The organism is Streptomyces sp. WM6378, assembly GCF_001279695.1.
In the GTDB taxonomy this organism is placed as follows: Bacteria; Actinomycetota; Actinomycetes; order Streptomycetales; family Streptomycetaceae; genus Streptomyces.
Map to the genome: position 1 here is coordinate 18,669 of NZ_LGDD01000345.1, position 21,123 is coordinate 39,791.

Sequence of the window (21,123 nt, forward strand, 5' to 3'; positions counted from 1 at the left end):
CCCAACCGTCTCTTTTGTCCCGTCACCGGGTTCGGCGCCGGCCGCCGCGGACCTTCGCGATCACGGCATTGATGTCGGTGAGGCCGAGCGGCCGGGCCAGCAGGGCGAGGGCGAGGGCGAGCGTCACGGCTCCGGCGCCGGCCGCCGCGACGCTGCCGAGCGGGTCGGCCGCGCGGGCCGCCGCGTAGCCGAGCGCCGCCGCGGGCACGCAGCCAAGGAGCAGCCGCAGATGCGCGAGCAGCGCCGGGGAGCGCGACAGCGGCCCGCCGCCGAGCCTGCGGTTGAGGGTGTACGCGGTGACCGCGAGCCCCGCGAAGAGCGCCACCGTGTAGGCCCCGGCCATCCCGGTCACCGCCCAGCGGGCGGGCAGCACCAGGTAGGCGACGACGGTGAGGCCCGCGTTCACCCCGGCGATGACGAGGTTGAGCAGGAACGGGGTGCGGGTGTCGCCGAGCGCGTAGAAGCCGCGGGACAGGACGTACTGGCCCGACAGCGCGATCAGGCCGGGCGCGAACGCCATGAGCATGCCCGCCATCACCGTGATGTCACCGGCGCCCGTCCTGCCGTACTCGTAGACCGAGCCGAGGATCCAGGGCGCGAGCGCGAACAGCGCGCAGGCCGCGGGGACGATCATCGCGGCGCAGGTCCGCAGCCCGTACGAGAGGTCGGCGCGCACGCCCGCGAGGTCGCCGTCCGCCGAGGCCCGGCTCATGCGCGGCATCAACGCGGTGACCAGGGACACGGTGACGATGCCGTGCGGAACCATCCAGAGCACATACGCATTGGTGTACGCGGTGTATCCCGCCCTGACGCCCTCCGCCACGGCTTCGGCCCCCGCGGTGGTGGCGAGCCGGGTCACCACCCAGTACGCGAGCTGGTTGGAGACGACGAGCAGCACCGCCCAGCCCGCCGACCGCAGCGGCCTGCCGAGCCCGCTGCCGCGCCAGTCGAACCGGGGCCGCCAGCGGAATCCGGCCGAGAGCAGGGAGGGGACCAGGGCGAGGGCCTGGACGGCGATGCCCGCGGTGGTGCCATAGCCGAGCAGCCGGGCGTCGCCCGCACTCAGCGTGCCCCCGCCGGTCGCGGCCAGTGCGAGGTAGAGCCCGAACACTCCTATGACGACAAGGTTGTTGAGCACCGGCGTCCACATCATGGCGCCGAACCGGCCGCGCGCGTTGAGGACCTGGCCGAACAGGGTGAACAGACCGTAGAAGAGGATCTGCGGCAGGCAGTAGCGGGCGAGCGCGATCGTGAGGTCGGCCTGGGCACCGCCGTAGTCGGTGTACGCGCCGACGATCCAGGGGGCGGCGAACACCGCGAGCGCGGTGACGACGACCAGCGCGGTGGTGCAGGCGGTCATCAGCCGGTCGGTGTAGGCCGCGCCCCCGTCGGCGTGCTCCTTGGCGGCGCGCACCAGCTCGGGCACGAAGACCGCGTTGAGGGTGCCCCCGATGAGCAGCATGTAGAGGATGTTGGGGACGTTGTTGGCGACCGCGTAACCGTCGCCGAGCAGCCCGACGCCGAGCGCGGCCGCGATCACCGCGGAGCGTAGGAAGCCTGTCGCGCGGGAGACGATCGAGCCCGCCGCCATCAGCGCGCTGCTGCGCAGCAGGCCCGAGCTCTTGGCGTGCTTGGCGCCTTTGTCTACGAGGTGCGTGGCGGTCTCGGTCACCGGCGGGCCAGGTACGCCTGGAACGCGCGGTACAGCGCGTTGTTGGTGGTCCCGCCCATGGATGTCTCCCACTCCCCCAGCGTCTCGACGACCTGTCCTCCGGTGCCGAGTTTCCAGCGCAGGAGGCCGAAGGGCCGGTCCCGCGGATCAAGAGTGGAGGGTACCCCGCGCATGTCGTACACCTCGGCGCCCAGCGCTCGGGCGTCCTGGATCATCTGCCACTGGAGCGCGTTGCTGGGGCGGACCTCGCGGCGGTGGTCGGCGGAGGCGCCGGTCTGGTACCAGACCCGCCGGCCGACCGTGATCATGGTGTGCGCGGCGAGCACCTCGCCCTGGTGGACGGCGAGGCAGAGCCGCATCCGGCCGGGCTGTTCGGCGTTCAGCGCCGCGTACTGCTGCTCGTAGTAGGCCAGCGAGCGGCCGAGCCGGAATCCGTCGCGCTCCTCGGTGATCCTCAGCAGCCGGTAGAACTCCGGGAGGTCCCGGGCTCCCCCGGCGACGATCTGCACCCCGGCCCGGTCCGCGGCGCGCACGTTGCGCCGCCACTCCTGGTTGAACCCGGCCCACAGCTCGTCGGTGCCGCGGCCGGCCAGGGGCAGCCGGAAGACGTGGCGGGGCTGGGCGTCCGCGTCGCCGTCGTCGTCCCCGCCGCACCGCTTCCAGCCGCGGGTCCGCAGGCGTTCCGCGACGGCGGAGCCGAGCGGGTCGACCTCGGTGGCCAGGACGTCACCGATCCTGCGGCCGGCTCCGGTGGATGCCTTCAGGCGGGCGGCGTCCCAGCGGCGGTAGGCGGGCGTGGGTCCGATCCGTACGGCGAAGGCGCCGGCCCGGCGCAGGTGCCGCAGCAACGGGCCGAGCCAGCGGTCCATTTCGGGGTCGGCCCAGTCGGCCACCGGGCCTTCCGGAAGGTAGGCGAAGTATTTCCGGGTGCCGGGAAATTGCCGATAGAGGATCTGGGCGGCCCCGGCCAATTCACCGTTGTCAAGGGACCATCCGACCCTTTCCGAGAACCATTGGTCCTTCACCTCGGCCCACGAGGGACATTGCAGAAAGCTGACGTCGGCGCGGCCCGCGAGAAAGGAGCGGTACTCCGCGACGGTGAGGGCGCGGACCCCGGCGTCCTGGTCGCGATCCCCGGTCACCAGCAGTGCGGACACGTCTGTGGCCTCCCAAGTGCGCCCCGCCGTCGGCCCGTCGGGGATCCACAGGATGCTCACAGCGGTCCGTGACCGGTCCGCGCGCCGTATGTGACGGGACCATGACCATGATGCTGCGGTCCTCGTCACACAACGAATTAAGAGTTTCCCGGCGCGCCCTGCAACCTAAAGTCCAGCTGGTGACTCTCACCTACGGAAAAGCATTTGCAACGGAGGTTTTCCAGTTGAGCCGCATACGCCGTCACACTCTGCCCCGCCGACCGGTCCGCCTGGCCGCCATAGCCGGAACGGCGGTTCTCGCCGCGGCGCTGACCGCCTGCGGGGGCGGCGATTCGTCGTCCGGTGGCGCGAAATCCGATCTCAAGTCCGACAAGAAGACCGAGATTTCGGTGAACCTGACGGGCAAGCAGGCCAAGCCCGGCGAGCCGGTGAAGGTCACGCTCGCCGACGGCAGGCTCCAGAGCGTCTCGGTCACCGACGCCAAGGGCGGCAAGCTCGACGGAAAGATATCCGCCGACGGGAAGACCTGGACCTCGGACCGCAAGGCCGCGCCCGGTACGTCGTACGCGATCGAGGCGAAGGACGACAAGGGCGGCAGCGCGAAGGCCGACTTCGCGACCGCGGCTCCCGAGAAGGAGAACAAGCTGACCCTGGCGCCCGGCAAGGACTCCACGGTCGGCGTCGGCCAGCCGCTCTCGATCGTGTTCGACCACCCGGTGAAGAACAAGGCCGAGGTGGAGAAGCAGCTGAAGGTGACCACCTCCGACAACACCGAGGGTTCCTGGGGGTGGATGGAGGACTACTCCGGCAAGTCCCGCATCGACTGGCGTCCCAAGGACTACTGGAAGCCCGGCACGAAGGTGACGCTGGAGGCCGACCTCAACGGCGTGGACTCGGGCCCCTCGGGCGGCTGGTTCACGAAGGACTACAAGACCGGCTTCACGGTCGGCAAGAACCAACTCGTGAAGGTCGACCTCGACGGCCACCGTCTCAAGCTGTTCCGCGACGGCGAGTTGGTGAAGGACATCGCGATGTCGGCGGGCACTCCCGGCGGCGACAAGGCGTCCTGGCGCGGCAAGACCGTCCTGATGGCGAAGGAGGGGACGATCAACATGAACTCGGAGACCGTCGGCCTCGGCAGCGCGTACAACAAGATGGTCGACTACTCGATGCGGCTCACCTGGTCGGGCATGTACGCGCACGCCGCGCCGTGGAACGCCGACTACTTCGGCTCCGCCAACAAGAGCTCGGGCTGCATCGGCATGAGCGACGCCGACGCCAAGTTCGTATACGACTCGGTGCAGATCGGCGACCCCTTCGAGATCACCGGCGACGACGCCAAGGGCACCCAGGCCCTCAACAACGGCTACGGCGAGTGGAATCTGTCGTACGACGCCTGGAAGGCCAAGAGCGCCCTCACCGGCACCACGGGCACCACCGGTAACTGACACCCCGTTCAATAATCGTTACCCTCGCGTAACTTACCGACTAGTTACCTCAGGTAAGTCCTCGCGGTTACCGTCGGGTCACTTTGCACCGGCGCGAGCGAGGAGCGATTCATGGCCCCCCACCACCTGTCCGGCCGGCCGTCCAGGACCACGGCCGCGGCGGTCACCGTCGCCGCCCTGTTCGCGGGCGCCGCCTTCGGCCTCGCCCCCGCGGCCGAGGCGGCCCCGGCGAGAGCCGCGGCCACCGCCTCCGCGAGCAGCAGCCTGACGTTCCACGACATCCCCGGCTCCGGCGGGATCACGCTCAAGGGCAATGTGTTCACGCCGGCCGGGGCCAGGGCCGGCGACAGGTACCCGCTGATCGTCTTCCCCACCAGCTGGGGCATGCCGCAGATCGAGTACCTCGCGCAGGCCCAGAAGCTCGCCGACACGGGCTACACCGTGGTCAGTTACACCTCGCGCGGCTTCTGGCTCTCGGGCGGCAACATCGAGGTCGCGGGCCCGCCGGACGTCGCGGATGTCTCCTCGGTCATCGACTGGGCGCTCGCCCACACACCCTCGGACCCCGCGCGGATCGGCATGGGCGGCGTCTCGTACGGCGCGGGCATCAGCCTGCTCGCGGCGGGGCACGACAAGCGGATCAAGGCAGTCGTGGCGATGAGCGGCTGGGCCGACCTCATCCAGTCCATCTACAGCGGCCGCACCCAGCACCTCCAGGCCGCCGCCATGCTGGGCGCCGCGGGCGAGATCACCGGCCGCCCGAGCGCCGAACTGAACCGGATACTCAAGGAGTTCCTCGGCTCCGACCTGTCCAAGGAACAGGACATGATCGACTGGGGCAGGAAGCGCTCCCCCGCGACCTATCTGGACCAGATCAACAAGAACGGCGCCGCCCTCATGCTGGGCAACGCCTGGGGCGACAGCCTCTTCCCGCCCAACCAGTACGCCGACTTCTTCACCAAGCTGACCGGTCCCAAGCGCCTGGAACTGCGCCCCGGAGACCATGCCACCGCCGAGGCGACGGGCCTGCTCGGGCTGCCCAACGACGTGTGGACGGACGCCCACCGCTGGTTCGACCACTACCTCAAGGGCGCCGACAACGGCATCGACAAGGAGCAGCCGGTCCAGCTCAAGTCACGTACCGACGGCTCCTACGAGGCCTATCCCAGCTGGCAGGCGGTCGGCGCGGCCAAGGAGAACCTGGCGCTCTCCGGCACACAGAAGATCTGGGCGAACGTCGACTCGGGCGCCGACGGCGGGATCATCTTCCTGTCCAGCATCCTGGACCAGTTCGCGAAGCTGCCGCCGATGGCGTCGATCCCGCTGCTTCCGCGGTCGTTCGCCGCGGTGTGGCAGTCCCAGGCGTACGGCGAGGACCGCAGGATCCGGGGAACGGCCAAGCTGCACACCACGCTCACCTCCACCAAGGAGAGCGGCACCCTCGTCGCATACCTCTACGACGTGGGGCCGCTCGGCCTCGGCAAGCTGGTCAGCAACGCCCCCTTCACCTTCCACGGACAGACGCCCGGCAAGCCGTTCCCCGTCGACCTGGAGCTGTTCTCCACGTCGTACGACGTTCCGGCCGGCCATCATCTGGCACTGGTGGTGGACACCGTCGACCCGCTCTACATCGAGCACAACCCGCTCGGCGCGCAGCTGACCTTCTCCTCGCCCGCGTCAGACCCGTCGTATCTGACGGTCCCTCTCCGCGAGAAGTGATCACCGGCTGCTGCCGGGTGGGTTCCTGCCCCTCAGCCACTGCTCCCCAAGGACTCAAGGTCCAGGGGGTACCCCCCTCGGCAGCAGCGTCCCTGGTTCGGCCGGTGCGACTTCCACGGCCTCCGTCTTGGGATTGCGCTTCTGTCTCCTGGCCATCCAGGTCGCGAACCAGGAGAGCAGCATGCACATCCCGATGTAGATCGGCGAAATCACCATCACCACGGGGATGAACGGCAAATCGTAGTCGAGATTCGACGCGATGAGCTTCCCCGCGTGCAGGAACTCCTCATAGGTGATCAGGTAGCCGAGCGAGGTGTCCTTCAGGGCGACCACCAGCTGGCTGATGATGGTCGGCAGCATCGCCCGGATCCCCTGCGGGACCAGCACGTACGTCATGACCTGCGTCTTGCGCATGCCGAGTGAGAATGCCGCCTCCTTCTGGCCGCGTTCCACGGAGTTGACGCCGGTTCTGAAGACCTCGGCGAGCACCGAGCCGTTGTAGAGCGTGAGCCCGGCCACCAGGGCGGGCAGCGGCTGCACCTTCAGGGCCACGAAGATGAAGAAGATCATCACGAGTACGGGCATCGCGCGGAAGAACTCGACGAGCAGGGTCGCGATCCAGCGCAGCGGCCGGTGGTCGGAGAGCCGGCCGGTGGCGAGGACCGCGCCGAGCGCGATGGAGAGCACCGAGGCGAAGGCGAAGGCCCGCAGCGTGTTGCCGAGCCCGCGGAGCAGCAGTTCCTGGATGCCCTTGTACTCGAACGGCGACCACTTCGCGGAGGTGAACTGGTCGGTGTCGAAGAGGAGATAGCCGACCCAGCCGACCAGGGCGAGGATCAGGGCCGTCGAAATGATCCCGTAGACCAGGTGCCGCTGCTGGGTCCTGGGTCCTGGGAAGTCGTAGAGAGCGGTGGATTCCTTGGCCAGTTGCGCGGTCATCGGGCGACTCCCCAGCGCTTTTCGAGGATGTTGAACACGGCGCTGATGAAGAGGGTGATGATCAGGTAGCCGATCGCGATCCAGACGAAGGTCCAGATGATGTTGTAGCCGAGCTCGCTCAACGTCTTGTACGTGCCGAGGAGTTCGGTGACGCTGAACGCCCCGGCGATCGCGGAGTTCTTCGCGAGTGCGATCAATGTGGAGCCGATCGGCGGGATCACGGACCGGAAGGCCTGTGGAAGCACCACCGTGGACAGGGTCTGCCCGAAGGTCATCCCGAGGCTTCTGGCCGCCTCGCCCTGCCCCTTGGGCACGGTGTTGATGCCGGAGCGCAGCGCCTCGCAGATGAACGACGAGGTGTAGCAGCCGAGCGCGATCACCGCGAAGAGCTGGAAGGGCAGCACCAGGCCGAAGCGCGGCAGCCCGAGCAGCACGGCGAAGAACAGCAGGGTCAGCGGGGTGTTGCGCAGCACGGTCACCCACACCGTGCCGAGCACCCGGAACGAGCCGACCGGCGAGACCCGGCAGGACGCCATGACGAAGCCGAGCACGAGCGCCAGGACCGAGGCGTAGACGGTCAGTTCGACGGTGCCGAGGAAACCCTTGCCGTACAGCGAGAAGTTCTTGGTGAGTACGTCCATTGCGGCCTCAGCTCGCCGGGTAGCGGTCGATGGGCGGGGCGGGGGCCGCGGGGCGCCCGGACAGGCCGAGCGTCGCGGCGTAGGCCTTCTTCCAGTCGCCGTTCTTCTCGTGGGCCTCGATGGCGTCGTCGAGCGCGAACCGCAGGGTGTTGTCGCTCTTGGGCACGCCGACGCCGTACGGCTCCTTCGAGAACGGCTTGCCGACGACCTTGAGTTCGTCGGGCACCTTGGCCGCGTAGCCGCTCAGGATGGTGTCGTCGGTGGTGACGGCGGCGACCTGGAAGGTGAGCAGGTTGTCCACGCACACGGAGTACGTGTCGTAGGCGACCATGTCGACCTTCGGGTAGTCCTTCTGCATCCGCTGGAACGGCGTGGATCCGGCGGCCGAGCAGACGCGCTTGCCGTCGAAGTCCTGGGGCGCGGTGAGCTTGTTCTCGTCCTTGCGGACCAGCAGGCCCTGGCCGGCCATGTAGTAGGGGCCGGCGAAGCCGACCAGCTTCTTGCGGTTGGCGTTGATGGTGTAGGTGCCGACGTAGTAGTCGATCTGGCCGTTCTGCAGGGCGGTCTCGCGGTTCGCCGAGGCGATCGTCTTGAACTCGATGGTCCCCGGGTCGAATCCGAGCGAGGCGGACATCATCTTGGCGATCTCGATGTCGAAGCCGGTGTAGACGCCGGTGGCCGGGTCCTTCTCGCCGAGGTAGGGCTGGTCCTCCTTGGCGCCGACGATCAGGTGGCCGCGGTTCTTCGCCCGCCGCCACACCGAGGACTCGGGGAGGCTGATGTCCTTGGCCACCGTGTAGTGCGGCAGCAGTTCGGCCTTCGGGCCCTTCACCGGCGGGCTGCCCGACTTGCCGCAGCTGGCCACGGCCAGGGCGAGGAGCAGGGCGGCGGCGAGCGCGCGTCGTTTGCCCATCATCGTTGCGTACACCCCCGCTCAGTGCTTGAGGATCTTGGAGAGGAAGTCCTTGGCCCGGTCGCTGTGCGGGTTGGTGAAGAAGTCGTCGGGGGTGCGGTCCTCGATGATGCGGCCGTCCGCCATGAACACGACGCGGTTGGCGGCGGAGCGGGCGAAGCCCATCTCGTGGGTGACGACGACCATGGTCATGCCGTCGCGGGCGAGCTGCTGCATGACTTCCAGCACCTCGTTGATCATCTCCGGGTCGAGCGCGGAGGTGGGCTCGTCGAAGAGCATGACCTTGGGGTCCATGGCCAGGGCGCGGGCGATGGCCACGCGCTGCTGCTGGCCGCCGGAGAGCTGGGCGGGGAGCTTCTCCGCCTGGGAGGCGAGGCCGACCCGGTCGAGGAGCTCGTGGGAGCGCCGGTCGGCGTCCTCCTTCTTGCGGCCCCGGACCTTGATCTGGGCCAGCGAGACATTGGCGAGGACGGTCTTGTGCGCGAAGAGGTTGAACGACTGGAAGACCATGCCCACTTCGGCGCGGAGCTGGGCGAGACCCTTGCCCTCCTCGGGGAGGGGCCGGCCGTCGATGGCGATCGATCCGGACTCGATCGTCTCCAGTCGGTTCATCGTCCGGCAGAGCGTCGACTTGCCCGAACCGGACGGGCCGATGACCACCACCACCTCCCCGCGCCCGACGGTGAGGTTGATGCCCTGGAGGACGTGCAACGCCCCGTAGTGCTTGTTGACGTCACGCAGCTCGATCAACGGATCGACGGCCATACGCTGTCCTGCCCACTCATCGCTGTGTCGAGGTCAGCGCAAACTATCCAGCCCGGTAGGGCACTTCATCTCGACACGCATAAATGGGGCATAAAGCGTATTTTGGCCGCATCGGATCCGCGGGCGCTCAGATGCGGAGCCGATCAGGCCTCCGAGGCCTCGGCGTACACCTGGAACAGTTCGGGAGCGCCGGTCGTGGCCCAGGTCAGGCCCGCGTCCACGACGTCGATCTCCCGGCCGGAGGCGAGCCGCACCACCGGCTGGCCGCTGGGCCACACGTCCCAGCTCGCGCCCGGGACGGTGCGCACGATGACGGTGCCCAGATACAGGCCGGCGTCATTGCCCAGCCAGGGCAGCTCCTCCGGGTCCTCGCGCCAGCGCGGGGGCAGCTGGTCGAGCGCCTCCAGCGACGTCGGCGAATCGTCGAGTTCGAGCTTGTTCTGCCAGGCCCGGGTCCGCAGCAGCTCGCACTCCGAGAGCAGCTCGGCGACGCCCTCCGGGTCTTCCCTGACGGCCCCGTAGACCGCCACCCCGGGCGCCGTTGTGTGCCGCTTTCGCCAGTTCTGGAGGAAGTTCATACGATCCAGACTCCCATTCGAGGCTCAGTTGCACTACAAGGCACGCGGGGTGCCACGTCAACCCCGGGGTGACGCCAGGACCTCAGACCTCCAGGTCCACGACGACCGGCGCGTGGTCGGACGCGCCCTTGCCCTTGCGCTCCTCGCGGTCCACGTAGCTGTCCTTGACGGCCTTGGCGAACGGCTCGTTCCCGTAGACCAGGTCGATGCGCATGCCCCGGTTCTTGGGGAACGCCAGCTGGCGGTAGTCCCAGTACGTGTACGGACGGTCGTACTTGAGCGGGCGGGGCACCACGTCGGACAAGCCCGCCTCGCGCAGGGCGGCGAGCGCGGCGCGCTCGGCGGGGGTGACATGGGTGAGGCCCTCGAAGACCGCCGGGTCGTAGACGTCCTCGTCGGTCGGCGCCACGTTGAAGTCGCCGAGCACCGCGAAGGGGCGCTGCCCCGCGGCGTCCTCGGCGACGGCCGCCTTGAGGGCTTCGAACCAGGTCAGCTTGTACGCGTAGTGGTCGTGCTCGACCTCGCGGCCGTTGGGCACGTACACCGACCAGAGGCGGACGCCGCCGCAGGTCGCCGAGATCGCGCGGGGCTCCTCCGTCCCCTCGTAGTCGGGGCCGCCGGGCAGCCCCAGCACGACGTCGTCGAGGCCGACGCGGGAGACCAGGGCCACCCCGTTCCACCGGCCGGTGGCGTTGACCGCGGACTCGTAGCCGAGCTCGCGCAGCTCGGCGGCGGGGAACCCCTCGGCGGTGGTCTTGGTCTCCTGGATGCACAGCACGTCCGTGCCGGTGCTCTCCAGCCAGGCCAGCAGGCGGGGCAGCCGGGCGGTGATCGAGTTGACGTTCCAGGTGGCGATGCGCATGGATCCCAACCTACCGCCCGGGTGTGACACTCACAGCTGCGTCGAGTCCCCGGGCGTCAGGCGGGCGTGCTCGGCGCCGCCGAGGCCGCCGATCTGCGAGTCGTAGATGGGCCGGGCCAGGTCGGTGAGCAGGGCGTCGTGGATGTCGATGGCGCGGCGCGGCTTGACCTCGCGCACGTAGTCGATGACCTCGGAGATCTTGTTCCAGGGGGCCATCACCGGAAGCATCAGGGTGTCCACGGGCTGGTCGGGGACGGTGAGCGCGTCGCCGGGGTGGAAGACCGAACCGTCCACCAGGAAGCCGATGTTGGTGATGCGCGGGATGTCCGGGTGGATCACCGCGTGCAGTTCGCCGTGCACCTGGATGTCGAAGCCGGCCGCGCTGAAGGCATCGCCGTGGCCGACCGTGTGGACGCGGCCGGGGAAGGCCGCCGAGATCTTCTCCGCGACACTGCGCAGGGTCCAGATCTCGGCGGCGGGGTTGGCTTCGAGGCCGGTCCGCAGCCGCTCCTCGTTGAAGTGGTCGAGGTGCTCGTGGGTGACCAGGATGGCGTCGGCACCGAGCGCCGCGTCACTCTCGCTGAACGTACCCGGGTCGATGACGAGGGTGCGGCCGTCCTTCTCCAGCTGGACGCAGGCATGGGTCTTCTTGGTCAGCTTCAGGTTCATGCCCCCATCCTGCTCCCGGCGCCGCGGACAGGCGCGGAATCAGGTCATCCGCGCGGGGTCGTTTCCTCGCGGATGACCGCGCCCGCTACGCGGAACGCGGCGTTCGCCGCGGGAACACCGCAGTACAGGCCGGTCTGGAGCAGCACTTCCTTGATCTCGTCGGGGGTGAGCCCGGCGCGCAGCGCGGCCCGGGTGTGGGCCGCGAGGTCGTCGAGGTGGCCGCCCGTCGCGAGCGCGGCGAGGGCCACCGCGGCCCGGGTCCGCCGGTCGAGGCCGTCCCGCGCCCACACCTCGCCCCAGGCGTGGCGGGTGGTGAGCTCGTCGAAGTCGGTGCCGAACGCGTCGGCGCCGGCCGTCTCGGCGTCCACATGGGCGTCGCCGAGCACTTCGCGCCGGATCTTCATGCCGAGCTCGTACGCGTCCGGGCCCGCGGGCGGCTCGACGGGGGCGGAGGCCGTTTCCTCGGCCGGAGCCTCGGGCCCGAACGGAACCACCGGCGCCATCGGCGCGGGCACTGCGAGCGGCGCCGGAACCGCGGTGAGCCCCGTAGTCGAATCGGGCACAGCCTGCCAGGCCGTCGAGAAGTGGCGTACGAGGAGGTCGGTGACGGCGGCCGGCTGCTCGACCGGGGCCAGGTGGGACGCACCGGGCACCACGGCGAGGCCGGCGCCGGGTATGCCCGCGACCAGGGTGCGCGCGTCCCCGGGCCCGGTCACCCGGTCCTCGGCGCCGACCAGGGCGAGCGTGGGGGCGGTGATGCGGCCGAGCTCGGCGCGGATGTCGAAGGCGGCGAGCGCCTCGCAGGCCGCGATGTAGCAGGCGGGGTCGGTGGTGCGGACCATCTGCACGGCCCACTCCACGATCGCGGGCTGGGCGGCGGCGTAGCCGGCGGTGAACCAGCGCTCGGGCGCCGAGCGGGCCATCGGGTCCATGCCGTTGGCGCGGACGATCACACCGCGCTGGCGGAACTCGTCGGCGGTGCCGAACCGGGGAGACGCGGCGACCAGGGCCAGCGAGGCGACCCGGTGCGGGTGGCGCAGCGCGAGATCGGCGCCGATCGCACCGCCGATGGAACAGCCGGCGTAGCCGAAGCGCTGGACGCCGAGGCCGTCGAGCGTGGCGATCAGCCGGTCACCGAGCTCTGCGACGGAGTGGGCAGGCTCGGCGGGCGCACCACCGTGCCCGGGCAGATCGAACCGGACCACCCGCCAGGTGCCGGCCAGCTCGGGTATCTGGCGGTCCCACATGTGCCATGTGGTACCCAGTGACGGTCCCAAGACCAGGACCGGGGCGTCCTCTGGCCCGTCAGAGCGGTATTGCAGGGTGTTCTTCGGTGTCTCGCTCACCCGTCCGACCCTCTCATCTGTCACCTGCAGAGCTACCGCCAGGGTCAGAACATGTGGTCCGCCTCTACGATCTCTACGATCAAGGTCATCGGCTCCGGTATCGATGACCCGGACTTCGCCGACAAACTCTCCCGGCTGATCGGCGACCACGACGTCGAGACCACCTCCACCTCGACGTCCGAGTCCGGCAAGTCCACGTCGGTGTCGATGCGGCAGGAGCGGATCCTGGCCGCCGACGCCATCCGTGCCCTGCCCAAGGGCACCGCGCTGTGCTTCGCCACCGGCATGCGCGCCGCCATGCTCGACCTGCGCCCCTGGTATCTCGAACCCGGCGCCGACGAGCTGTCCGCCGCCTCCGCCCGCGCCTCGAAGGGCATCACCGAGCGCGCCATCGCCAAGGCCGCCCCGAAGAAAACCGACTTCGACAAGGCCGCATGACCGCCTCCGCTCGCCCCATCCCGCCCCCGCCGCTCCCGCCTCGAAGGATCCGCCCATCTCACCCACCGGCATCGCCGAGTTCGCCCACGGCCTCGCGCTGCATCTGCCCGGCGACTGGGCTGCTGACGTAGAAAGCCACACTGACCCAGCTCTGCGATCCGGCCTCATCGGCCGCGTATGGACCCCGTACGACGCCCGCCCCTCACTCGCCCGGTTCGGCCCTGTCACGGATGGCGTGCTAGCCGGCCCGAGTGGGCAGGCCCTGTATCTGCTTCCGCATCGGACCGACCGTGTGCTGGTCTGCCCGCTCGTCTCCGGCGGCCTGCACGAGGACTTCACCGACCGCACTCTCGCGCCTCCGTGCATCGCAGTACCCACCATCCCGGCCCGCGCCGCCTGGCGGCTGCGGGAACGGCTGCTCCCGCACTACACCCAGGCCCACAACGAGGCCCTCCGCGCACAGCGAGCGGCCCGAGCCTGCCCGGACATGCCTCACCACCCCTGTGCGCCGAGTGTGTCCGCCGCGGCAGCGGTGCCCGTCCCGGCCACACAGCATCGCCGCCGCGCGTGACCACACCTTCAGCCGAGGGCCTGCTGTTCGACGTGCCCGTACCGTCCACCCCCGTCGAGCGCCTGCTGATCCTCGCCGGCCACTTCACCCGGCACAACGACACCCTCGACCTCCTCCCCAGCTCTTCGACAGGCCCCGATCTGGCGGCGCACACCGCCTCCGCGCAGCACCTGGCCGACCAGACCCGCGCCGCCATCAAGGCCGTCGAGGACCAACAGCTCTACGCGAGCACTGAGTTGATCGCCGCCGTGGTACGGCTCAAGCAGCTCACCTACCTGAGCGGCGAGGCGGCCCGCCACCTCACCGGCATAGCCACCGTCCCGCGCGCCTCGGCGCCCGTCACGCCCGGTGGACTTGCCGATACGCCGGGGACAGTCCAGGAGCGGATCACGCTGGCCCGTGAGCTGACCGCACTGGCTCCCGAAGCGGCTGTCGAGTCCGCCACCCGCATCGCACGCGAGATCCGGCGCCGTCGGCCCTCCACCGCCACCGCGGCCCAGGAACCGACCGCCGTCCAGCACAGCGCCCTGCAGGAAATCGTCCGAGGGCACATCGCGGCCACCGAATCGTTCGGCAGGCAATACGTACACAGCCGCGACACCCAGGGACTGATGGGCGCGCTGCGATCCCTGGAAACCAAGGGACTCATCACACGCGAAGCCAAGTCCGCTCCACCCGCCTACTACGGCGGCCCGCCTCCCGACCGGGTGCGCCTGACCACCCCCGGCACCACCGCCCTCGCCGCCCGCATCGGACTGCGCCCAGCCGCATCAGCCGCTCCGACCACGGCCGCGCTCCCACAGCCCCTATGAGCGGGCTCCTGGTTGTAGCTGTCCGACCAGGTGGAAGACCCTTCGGAGCGGCTCCTCCGTACCCGTCCGGCCAACGCGGCGCAATGTGCGTCCAGTTCACATCGGGTGCGGTGGGCGCCGGTCCGGAGGTGTCCGAAGAGCTGTACGGCGAGGGCCGTGGCGTAACGGTCACGACTCGGGAGGTGCCTGCCCCGACGCTGGACGATGAGCGGTGGAGCCAGCTGTTGACTTCACCGAACGGCGGTCGCAGCAGCGTGAGCAAGCAGACAGCCGTGGGGAGGGGACGGTGGTCGCAAAGCTCGGCGCGTAGTCGCGTTGTCGGTCAGCCGACGACGACCTGGATATGGTGCTTGATCTCGTCGACGATCCGCGCGTGATCTCCGGTGGCCGGGATTCGCCAGTCGGTGTCGATCTCCCGCTCGTAGGCGAGTTCGGAGGTGAAGCGGATGAGGTCGGGTGCGGGGAGATACGAGTCGCGAAGCCACAGGATGAAGGTGGCGGCTTCATCGACCGTGGTCGAGCTGAGTGTGATCGTGGCGCGGGATTCGTTGTCGGCGAATCCGTCGAACTCCTCGCCGTCCGCCGTCATGGCCCAGAACGACAGCCGAGCCGTGTGCCCCTCTTCCGGCTGGTAGCGCACCTCGGGGAAGGCGTCGTCGAGTGCCTGGCCGAATGCGGACAGGTCCAGGTTCCACCCTTGTGGGTTCTTCGCTGGTGCGTAGAGCAGGTACGCGGTGTTGTACTCGTCGAAATCCACGAGGGTACTTCCTTTCATTTACGGGACGTACTGCGAGGTGCCCTTGACGCCCTGTTGCGCCATGAGCGTCTGCCAGTAGGCCGTCGCGTCCTTGTCGTTGGTGACGATCGACAGTCCGCGGATTTCCTTGTGGGCGGTCATGGCGTCGCGGTACTGGCCGAGTTCACCCTCGTCCAGGCCCTTGAAGAAGGACCCTTTGTTCTACTTCTTCTTGCCGTCAGCGCCGTACTTGTCTTCCAGCTGGTCGAAGGTCTCCGGCTTGCGCCAGCAGTCCTTGCCGTCGTTCTTCACGTACTTGGAGTCGATCATGTAGCCGTCCGCGGGCCGCATGCCGTCGGCCGCCTTGAAGGGGCGCTTGGACGTGGGCAGCGGCGGGATCTTGCGCTCGGGGTAACCGGCCGTCCTCAACTGGTAGGCGTTCTCAGGCAAATTGGGGTCCTTCGCGTTGCTGCCCAGGCCGAGCGGTTTGAGGGTGTTGACGAAGGCGACGAACTCCTTCCGCCCGTCGATGCTCAGCAAGCGGGTCGTGCCCGGGACCGGGGGCACGGGGTCCTTGATGGGGATGTTCGGGTCGGGATTGACGTACGACGCGGGCATGATGCCGGACACGCCGCCTTGATAGGAGGCGAGAAGCACAGGAATGCCCTCCGGCAGCAGCCCGGGCACGAGCGGCAGCCCTGGAAGCAAGGGGCTGTTGTGCGAGCCGTCGGGCAGCTTCACTCGCGCTTCGGAGGTGTCGAGGGCGTGGGCGACGTTGCCGAGCTTGTGGATCCAGGGGTCGTCGAGGACCGCGTCCTTCAACCCGCCGTCGTACCCGTTCCCACCGAACATCGGGGAGTCCCAGGGCATGTCCATGTGGAAGGGGTCCAGTTCGTGCTGCTGGATCTTCTTCTTCGCGGCCTCGACATGGTCGGCGTAGCGGTCGCACGCCTTCGCGAGCTGGCTGCAGGCAGCGACCAGATTCGCGACCAGGGTCTCGTCCGGGTGCGCGTTGTCCGGCGGTGCGGCGAAGCCCACGAAGTTGTTGAAGTACTTGCGGAACGTATCCGCCGCCTCGCCGCTGTGGGCCTTGTCCGCGGTATGCGCGCACGCCTGGGCATCCTCCAGGAAGCGCACCATCAGCTTCCCGCCCCGGCGCCACGACTCGGCGACATCGCGCAGCTTCTCGGGCGAGCCACGGAAGCGGCTGCTCCTGCCTCCTGGCGCGTACTGGTCGAACCATGAGGTGTCCCCGACGACCCCTTGAAGCTCCTGGCCACGCCCGAGGAAGCTCTCCTCGCAGTCCTCGTACGGGTCGCCCATGCCGTCGGTCATGTCGACCTGCTGACCCAGGATCTACGAGGCAATACGGCTCTCCCCGGCCATGAACTCGCGCGCCGTGTGCATCAGCCCGCGGCCGGTCTCGCTCATGACCAGGGCGCTGAAGTCCATCTTGTCGAGGGTCGTGGAGGCTGCGGACTCGTAAACCTTCGCGAACTCGTGGCCGGCGTCGTCGTCTCCCGCCATGCCCTTCTGTCGGTTCAGGTCGTGGAAGAGCGCGATGGTGGTGTCACGGGCGCCCGGCATCACCGACTTCACCATGTCCATGGCCGCGCCCATCATATTCTTGGTGATCATGGCGAGATCAGCAGGCATCCCCATCAGCTTCGCCTCCCCGTTGACGAAACTCGTGCGCGACCACATAGCAGAACCGTTCTACCTCAGATGGGTTTTACTCATGCAAGCGTGCCTCAGATGAGAGGCACCCCACCCGACCCGCCGCCTCCATAGCCCCACCGGCCCTTCGAAGCGCACCGGGGCCAGCGCCGCCGATCACCACACAGCGCGCCACACACTTGAGCAACGTCACCATCTGCGGCCCCAAGTAGCAGGAACGAACCGCCAATTGCTGCAGGAAGAGATCGGAACGGCAAACTCCCCGCCATATTTCCCCCAGCCCCTTTCCGGGCTGTCACGAGCACGCCAAGATCTTCCCCGCGTCGGGCCACATCAGGTGCCCGGCACAGGGAGGAGAGCGCATGATGCTCAAACGGCATCGGCGGCGGTTCATCACCTGCACCGTCGTGGCCGCCGCGTTCGGACTGGTGAGCGCCCAGTCGTTCGCGGCATCCGGTGACACCAGACCCCGGCCCTGGAACGCGCGCCACCAGGCCGACATCGGCCGCCAGCACATCAAGGCACTGCAGACGGGCAAGTCCGCCTTCGCGGCGTCCGAGAGCGGGGACGGCGGCTCGGACGAGGCGGAGAACTCCGCCGAGGGCACGGCCCAGTACACCGAGGCTCGCACCGCACCCGGCGTCGTCGCACCCGGCGCCTACGGCGCGGCCTGGGCCCAGTTGCAGTCCATGCAGCACACCAGCGGCGACTGGAACCACGTCACCAAGAAGCCCTACAACTCCGACGACCCGCGCTACCGCGACGTCAACTCCAACTCCAGCGGCGGCTCCGGCAACGTGACCGGCCGCATCACCGGGATAGCCGCCGACGACCAGGGCTATGTGTACGCGGGCGGCGCCAACGGCGGCGTGTTCCGCTCGAAGACCGGCGGCGGCAACTGGCAGCCGATCGCCGACAAGCTGCCGTCGCTGTCCACCGGCACACTCGCGCTGGACGGCTCCAAAAGGCTCTGGTACGCGACCGGCGAGTCCAACACGGGTGCAACGTCCTTCGTCGGCACGGGTGTTTACGTTCTCCCCGACCCGCAGCACGGACAGTTCCAGCCCGGCGGCCGGGTCGGCGGCGCGGAGCTGGAGAGCACCGTCATCCATGCCCTCCGCTTCGGCGGCACCACGGTGTGGGCGGCCACCAGCCGGGGTGTGTGGTCGCATTCCACGACCACCCTCTCGGGGCCGTGGAAGCTGGAGTTCGCCCCCAACCCCGACTACCTGCCGGGCGGTTCCAAGGCGTCCGACCCCAGCGCCCCGTACAAGAACATCGCCAACGACATCGCCATCGACCCCAAGGACCCGTCCAAGGTCCTGCTCGCCATCGGCTGGCGCGGCGGCGACACGTACAACGGTCTCTATGCCGAGCAGAGCGACGGCAGTTGGAAGCCGACGGCCGGGTTGGGTGACCTGCCGACCAGCAGTGCTGACGTCGGTAATGTGACGTTCGGCGCGGCGGCGGATGGTTCGCGTCTGTACGCCATCGACCAGTCGCCGGCCCAGACCAACAGCAACCCGGACAGCGGGCTCAAGGGGGTCTACGTCTCCAAGTCCGGTTCGCCGTTCGGGCCGTGGACCCTGATCGCCGACTACAACAAGCTCAAGGCGTCCGGCTCGGCGCTGCAGGGCGCGGGCTACATGCCGGGCATCCAGTCCTGGTACAACCAGTTCCTCCAGGTCGACCCGCACAACGCCGACCACGTCTACCTGGGTCTGGAAGAGGTCTTCGAGACCAAGAACGGCGGCACGAGCTGGATCACCCCCGGCCCGTACTGGAACTTCCCGTTCCCCTGTTGGAGCATCGACCCCGCCAAGCAGACCGGCGACTGCTCGCCGACCACCCACTCCGACCAGCACGCGGTCGCCGTGGGCTCGTACAAGGGGAAGACCTACGCGTACGTCGGAAACGACGGCGGCATCTACCGGCGCCCGCTGAACGGCGCGGTCGACTCCGGCGGGCACGCCAAGGACTGGCAGTCGCTGAACGACGGCACCCTGGACACGCTCCAGTACTACTCGGTCGGGATCGGCAAGGACCTCACCTACGGCGGGGTCTCGGTCACCGGTGGCCTGCAGGACAACGGCCAGTCGATCCTGCGCGGCCGCGACAAGGTCATGGGATCCAACTTCGGCGGCGACGGCGGCGACACCGTCACCGACCCGGCCAACGGCTGCAACATCGCCCAGGAATACGTCTACCTCGACATGTGGGTCACCCAGAACTGCGGGGTGAACAACGGCGCCTGGACCACCGACCCGGCCAAGGCGACGGAGTACGAGGTCGCTCCGCCGGACAAGGACCTCGGCGGCGCCGGGGCCCGCTTCATCGCGCCGATCACCTCCGACGCCAAGGACACCAACACCTGGGTCGCCGGCGGACGGCACGTGTGGGTGCAGAGCAAGGGCTTCGCGATCCGCTCCGGTGCGGAGTGGAAGAGCGCCTACGACCTGGGCGACGGCCATGTGGCCACCGCTGTCGCCTCGTCCGGCGGCACGGTCTACGTCGGCTGGTGCGGGCCCTGCAACAACCAGGGCTTCGCGCGCGGCATCGCGGTGGGCAACGCCGACGGCACCGGCTGGCACCAGCTGAACATGCCGGTCGACGGCACTATCCCGAACCGCTACATCTCCGGCTTCGACGTCGACCCGGCCAACGCCCAGCACGTGTACGTCGCCGTCAACGGCTTCTCCCGCAAATTCACCGAGGGCCCCGGCGCCGGCATCGGCCACGTCTTCGAGTCGAAGAACGGCGGCATGGACTGGACCGACATCTCGGCGAACCTGCCGGACGTGCCCGCCAACACGGTCAAGCTGCTCCCGAACGGCGGTCTTGCCCTCGGCACCGACCTGGCCACCTTCTACCGCCCGGTAGGGGCCAGCCAGTGGAAGGTACTCGGCAACGAGCTGCCCACCACAGCCGTCCTGCAGCTCAAGCTCGGCCCGGACAACAACCTGTACGCCGCCACGCACGGACGCGGCATCTGGTCCTTCGACGTACGGCGCCTCAAGGGCCATACCAACGACTGACCGGACTCTGATCCGACGGCCGGTGGGTGCCCCGAACTGCGACGGGGCCCACACCGGCCGTCGCGTATGCGGAGACAGCCTGAGGTCTCACTGGACTGGATAGGAAGACACGTCCACGTGGAGGATGAGGACGCTCGATCCCTTCGTTCCCCACGTCACGGTGGCTGCCCCTGGCCGGGCCGCCCGGATCGTGACACGTCCGGTGCCATCCGGATCGTTCGTGGCGGAGGTGATCGTGGCCAGCATCGGACTGCTTGAGCACGGGGTCGGCCAAGGCCCACTGGGGCTCGGCGGCACGACGGCTGTCACCGTGGTGCCGACGCGCAGGCACACCCGCTGCGTGGCCAGCCCCCCGGGCTGCATAGTGACCGTGCCTGCGGCCGCGGCACAACCAGAGTGCAGGGATGGACTGTTGGCGCCAGGCGGCGCCGCGCTGGGCGTGATCGCCGATGGCTCTGCCGTGGACGGCGGAGTATCAACCGGCGAGAGCGGCGCGGAGGATGGTCCGGTCGCAGCGGTGGGACGAGAAGCCGGGGCCGGAACCGAGGGGCGCAGGCGCGGGGCACCCGAGTGTGAGCCGCCGCTGGTCGTACAGGCTGTAGCGGTGCAAGCCATCAAGGTCAGCACGAGCAGAAGCTCCGCTCCGGCCTGGCGGTGAACCCGTCGCATCACGCTTGGCGCGCCAGTCTCCCCACTCACCGACATGCCCCTTCGACGTCCCGCAGCGCCAGACGGTTCCGGCGCTGCGGCCCCCGGATACCTCCCGCGATATGCAGGACCGCCGAGGCGTCTCGGCACCTTGGTACAACGCCTCTCCGCGGCCCCGGTCCCCCAGCCCGCCCAGCCCGTGCCGGTCCCGGTGGGCTGGGGGAGCTGGTGTTCGTTCAGTTGGCCGTGTCGGGTTGTGTGGTGGGCGACCTGTATGTGGGGGGGTGTGTCAGAGGAGCTTCTGCGGGGCCTGGTACTGGTCGACGGGTGCGATGTTGCAGGCGGCCTTGGGGCCGCCGAGGAGGTGGCCGCCGATGCCCTCGCCCTCGGGCAGCGGTACCGCGCAGCGCAGGTCGACGTTGATGAACGGGGCGCCGTAGGTGTTGCCGATACCGCCCGCCTCACCCGCGATGGAGGTGTTGCCGTTGCGGGTGCCG

At 69.1% G+C, this 21,123-nt stretch carries 17 protein-coding genes and 3 pseudogenes; 6 read left to right on the forward strand and 14 right to left on the reverse strand.

The window, feature by feature from the left end; all coding sequences use genetic code 11:
- Positions 1 to 22 precede the first annotated feature (22 nt).
- Together murJ and ADK54_RS40015 are read right to left on the reverse strand one after the other, a co-directional pair.
- Positions 23 to 1,672: a murein biosynthesis integral membrane protein MurJ gene (gene murJ / locus ADK54_RS40010; RefSeq protein WP_053730779.1), complete on the reverse strand. Its 1,650-nt coding sequence runs from the start codon at positions 1,670 to 1,672 to the stop codon at positions 23 to 25.
- A complete protein-coding gene (locus tag ADK54_RS40015; protein ID WP_053730795.1) occupies positions 1,669 to 2,829 on the reverse strand; it encodes a lipid II:glycine glycyltransferase FemX in 1,161 nt (386 codons plus the stop codon). Before ADK54_RS40015 ends, murJ begins: the two co-directional genes overlap by 4 nt.
- Positions 2,830 to 3,053: 224 nt before the next feature.
- Between ADK54_RS40015 and ADK54_RS40020 the strand changes: the two genes are divergently transcribed.
- Together ADK54_RS40020 and ADK54_RS40025 are read left to right on the forward strand one after the other, a co-directional pair.
- Complete coding sequence (locus tag ADK54_RS40020) at positions 3,054 to 4,277, forward strand: L,D-transpeptidase (protein ID WP_053730780.1); 1,224 nt, start codon at positions 3,054 to 3,056, stop codon at positions 4,275 to 4,277.
- 111 nt (positions 4,278 to 4,388) lie between these two features.
- A complete protein-coding gene (locus ADK54_RS40025; RefSeq protein ID WP_053730781.1) occupies positions 4,389 to 5,996 on the forward strand; it encodes a CocE/NonD family hydrolase in 1,608 nt (535 codons plus the stop codon).
- 54 nt (positions 5,997 to 6,050) lie between these two features.
- Here the strand turns inward: ADK54_RS40025 and ADK54_RS40030 are convergent, their stop codons facing one another.
- The 8 genes from ADK54_RS40030 to ADK54_RS40065 all read right to left on the reverse strand — a co-directional run bounded on the left by ADK54_RS40030 (position 6,051) and on the right by ADK54_RS40065 (position 12,709).
- Entirely contained in the window at positions 6,051 to 6,935 is an 885-nt protein-coding gene (locus tag ADK54_RS40030; RefSeq protein ID WP_053730782.1) for an amino acid ABC transporter permease, read from the reverse strand.
- Positions 6,932 to 7,576, reverse strand: a complete 645-nt coding sequence (locus tag ADK54_RS40035) for an amino acid ABC transporter permease (RefSeq protein WP_053730783.1) — start codon at positions 7,574 to 7,576, stop codon at positions 6,932 to 6,934. Before ADK54_RS40035 ends, ADK54_RS40030 begins: the two co-directional genes overlap by 4 nt.
- A 7-nt stretch (positions 7,577 to 7,583) precedes the next feature.
- Entirely contained in the window at positions 7,584 to 8,489 is a 906-nt protein-coding gene (locus ADK54_RS40040) for a glutamate ABC transporter substrate-binding protein (protein ID WP_053730796.1), read from the reverse strand.
- Positions 8,490 to 8,510: 21 nt separating this feature from the next.
- A complete protein-coding gene (locus ADK54_RS40045) occupies positions 8,511 to 9,254 on the reverse strand; it encodes an amino acid ABC transporter ATP-binding protein (protein WP_053730784.1) in 744 nt (247 codons plus the stop codon).
- 143 nt (positions 9,255 to 9,397) lie between these two features.
- Positions 9,398 to 9,832, reverse strand: coding sequence for a DUF6278 family protein (locus ADK54_RS40050; RefSeq protein ID WP_053730785.1), 435 nt, complete (start codon positions 9,830 to 9,832; stop codon positions 9,398 to 9,400).
- Positions 9,833 to 9,914: 82 nt separating this feature from the next.
- Positions 9,915 to 10,694: an exodeoxyribonuclease III gene (locus tag ADK54_RS40055; protein ID WP_053730786.1), complete on the reverse strand. Its 780-nt coding sequence runs from the start codon at positions 10,692 to 10,694 to the stop codon at positions 9,915 to 9,917.
- A 30-nt stretch (positions 10,695 to 10,724) separates the two neighbouring features.
- On the reverse strand, positions 10,725 to 11,363 hold the full coding sequence (locus ADK54_RS40060) for an MBL fold metallo-hydrolase (RefSeq protein ID WP_053730787.1): 639 nt from the start codon (positions 11,361 to 11,363) through the stop codon (positions 10,725 to 10,727).
- Positions 11,364 to 11,407: 44 nt separating this feature from the next.
- The gene (locus ADK54_RS40065; RefSeq protein ID WP_078967012.1) at positions 11,408 to 12,709 is read right to left on the reverse strand and encodes an alpha/beta fold hydrolase; all 1,302 of its coding nucleotides are present in this window, start codon (positions 12,707 to 12,709) and stop codon (positions 11,408 to 11,410) included.
- A 24-nt stretch (positions 12,710 to 12,733) separates the two neighbouring features.
- Here ADK54_RS40065 and ADK54_RS40070 point away from each other — a divergent pair.
- From ADK54_RS40070 to ADK54_RS40080, 3 genes and pseudogenes are all read left to right on the forward strand, one after another.
- Positions 12,734 to 13,147: pseudogene (locus tag ADK54_RS40070) on the forward strand (TraM recognition domain-containing protein); the annotation flags it as partial.
- A gap of 235 nt (positions 13,148 to 13,382) precedes the next feature.
- On the forward strand, positions 13,383 to 13,718 hold the full coding sequence (locus ADK54_RS40075; protein ID WP_159048031.1) for a hypothetical protein: 336 nt from the start codon (positions 13,383 to 13,385) through the stop codon (positions 13,716 to 13,718).
- Complete coding sequence (locus ADK54_RS40080) at positions 13,715 to 14,530, forward strand: hypothetical protein (protein WP_053730791.1); 816 nt, start codon at positions 13,715 to 13,717, stop codon at positions 14,528 to 14,530. The genes ADK54_RS40075 and ADK54_RS40080 overlap by 4 nt, the downstream gene beginning before the upstream one ends.
- A 322-nt stretch (positions 14,531 to 14,852) precedes the next feature.
- Here ADK54_RS40080 and ADK54_RS40085 read toward each other — a convergent pair whose 3' ends face one another.
- From ADK54_RS40085 to ADK54_RS48045, 3 genes and pseudogenes are all read right to left on the reverse strand, one after another.
- A complete protein-coding gene (locus ADK54_RS40085; protein WP_053730792.1) occupies positions 14,853 to 15,287 on the reverse strand; it encodes a hypothetical protein in 435 nt (144 codons plus the stop codon).
- A gap of 18 nt (positions 15,288 to 15,305) precedes the next feature.
- Positions 15,306 to 16,601: pseudogene (locus tag ADK54_RS40090) on the reverse strand (restriction endonuclease fold toxin-2 domain-containing protein).
- 21 nt (positions 16,602 to 16,622) lie between these two features.
- Entirely contained in the window at positions 16,623 to 16,970 is a 348-nt protein-coding gene (locus ADK54_RS48045) for an FBP domain-containing protein (RefSeq protein ID WP_234392406.1), read from the reverse strand.
- A 335-nt stretch (positions 16,971 to 17,305) separates the two neighbouring features.
- Between ADK54_RS48045 and ADK54_RS40095 the strand changes: the two genes are divergently transcribed.
- The gene (locus ADK54_RS40095; RefSeq protein WP_053730793.1) at positions 17,306 to 19,978 is read left to right on the forward strand and encodes a WD40/YVTN/BNR-like repeat-containing protein; all 2,673 of its coding nucleotides are present in this window, start codon (positions 17,306 to 17,308) and stop codon (positions 19,976 to 19,978) included.
- 937 nt (positions 19,979 to 20,915) lie between these two features.
- On the opposite strand, the pseudogene ADK54_RS40100 reads toward ADK54_RS40095, so the two are convergent.
- A pseudogene (locus tag ADK54_RS40100) lies at positions 20,916 to 21,123 on the reverse strand (hypothetical protein); the annotation flags it as partial.

Coding starts and splice junctions, on each gene's coding strand:
- ADK54_RS48045 (WP_234392406.1), bottom strand. CDS start 16,970: ATGTGGTCGCGCACGAGTTTCGTCAACGGGGAGGCGAAGCTGATGGGG.
- ADK54_RS40025 (WP_053730781.1), top strand. CDS start 4,389: ATGGCCCCCCACCACCTGTCCGGCCGGCCGTCCAGGACCACGGCCGCG.
- ADK54_RS40030 (WP_053730782.1), bottom strand. CDS start 6,935: ATGACCGCGCAACTGGCCAAGGAATCCACCGCTCTCTACGACTTCCCA.
- ADK54_RS40040 (WP_053730796.1), bottom strand. CDS start 8,489: ATGGGCAAACGACGCGCGCTCGCCGCCGCCCTGCTCCTCGCCCTGGCC.
- ADK54_RS40055 (WP_053730786.1), bottom strand. CDS start 10,694: ATGCGCATCGCCACCTGGAACGTCAACTCGATCACCGCCCGGCTGCCC.
- ADK54_RS40095 (WP_053730793.1), top strand. CDS start 17,306: ATGATGCTCAAACGGCATCGGCGGCGGTTCATCACCTGCACCGTCGTG.
- ADK54_RS40060 (WP_053730787.1), bottom strand. CDS start 11,363: ATGAACCTGAAGCTGACCAAGAAGACCCATGCCTGCGTCCAGCTGGAG.
- ADK54_RS40035 (WP_053730783.1), bottom strand. CDS start 7,576: ATGGACGTACTCACCAAGAACTTCTCGCTGTACGGCAAGGGTTTCCTC.
- ADK54_RS40045 (WP_053730784.1), bottom strand. CDS start 9,254: ATGGCCGTCGATCCGTTGATCGAGCTGCGTGACGTCAACAAGCACTAC.
- ADK54_RS40050 (WP_053730785.1), bottom strand. CDS start 9,832: ATGAACTTCCTCCAGAACTGGCGAAAGCGGCACACAACGGCGCCCGGG.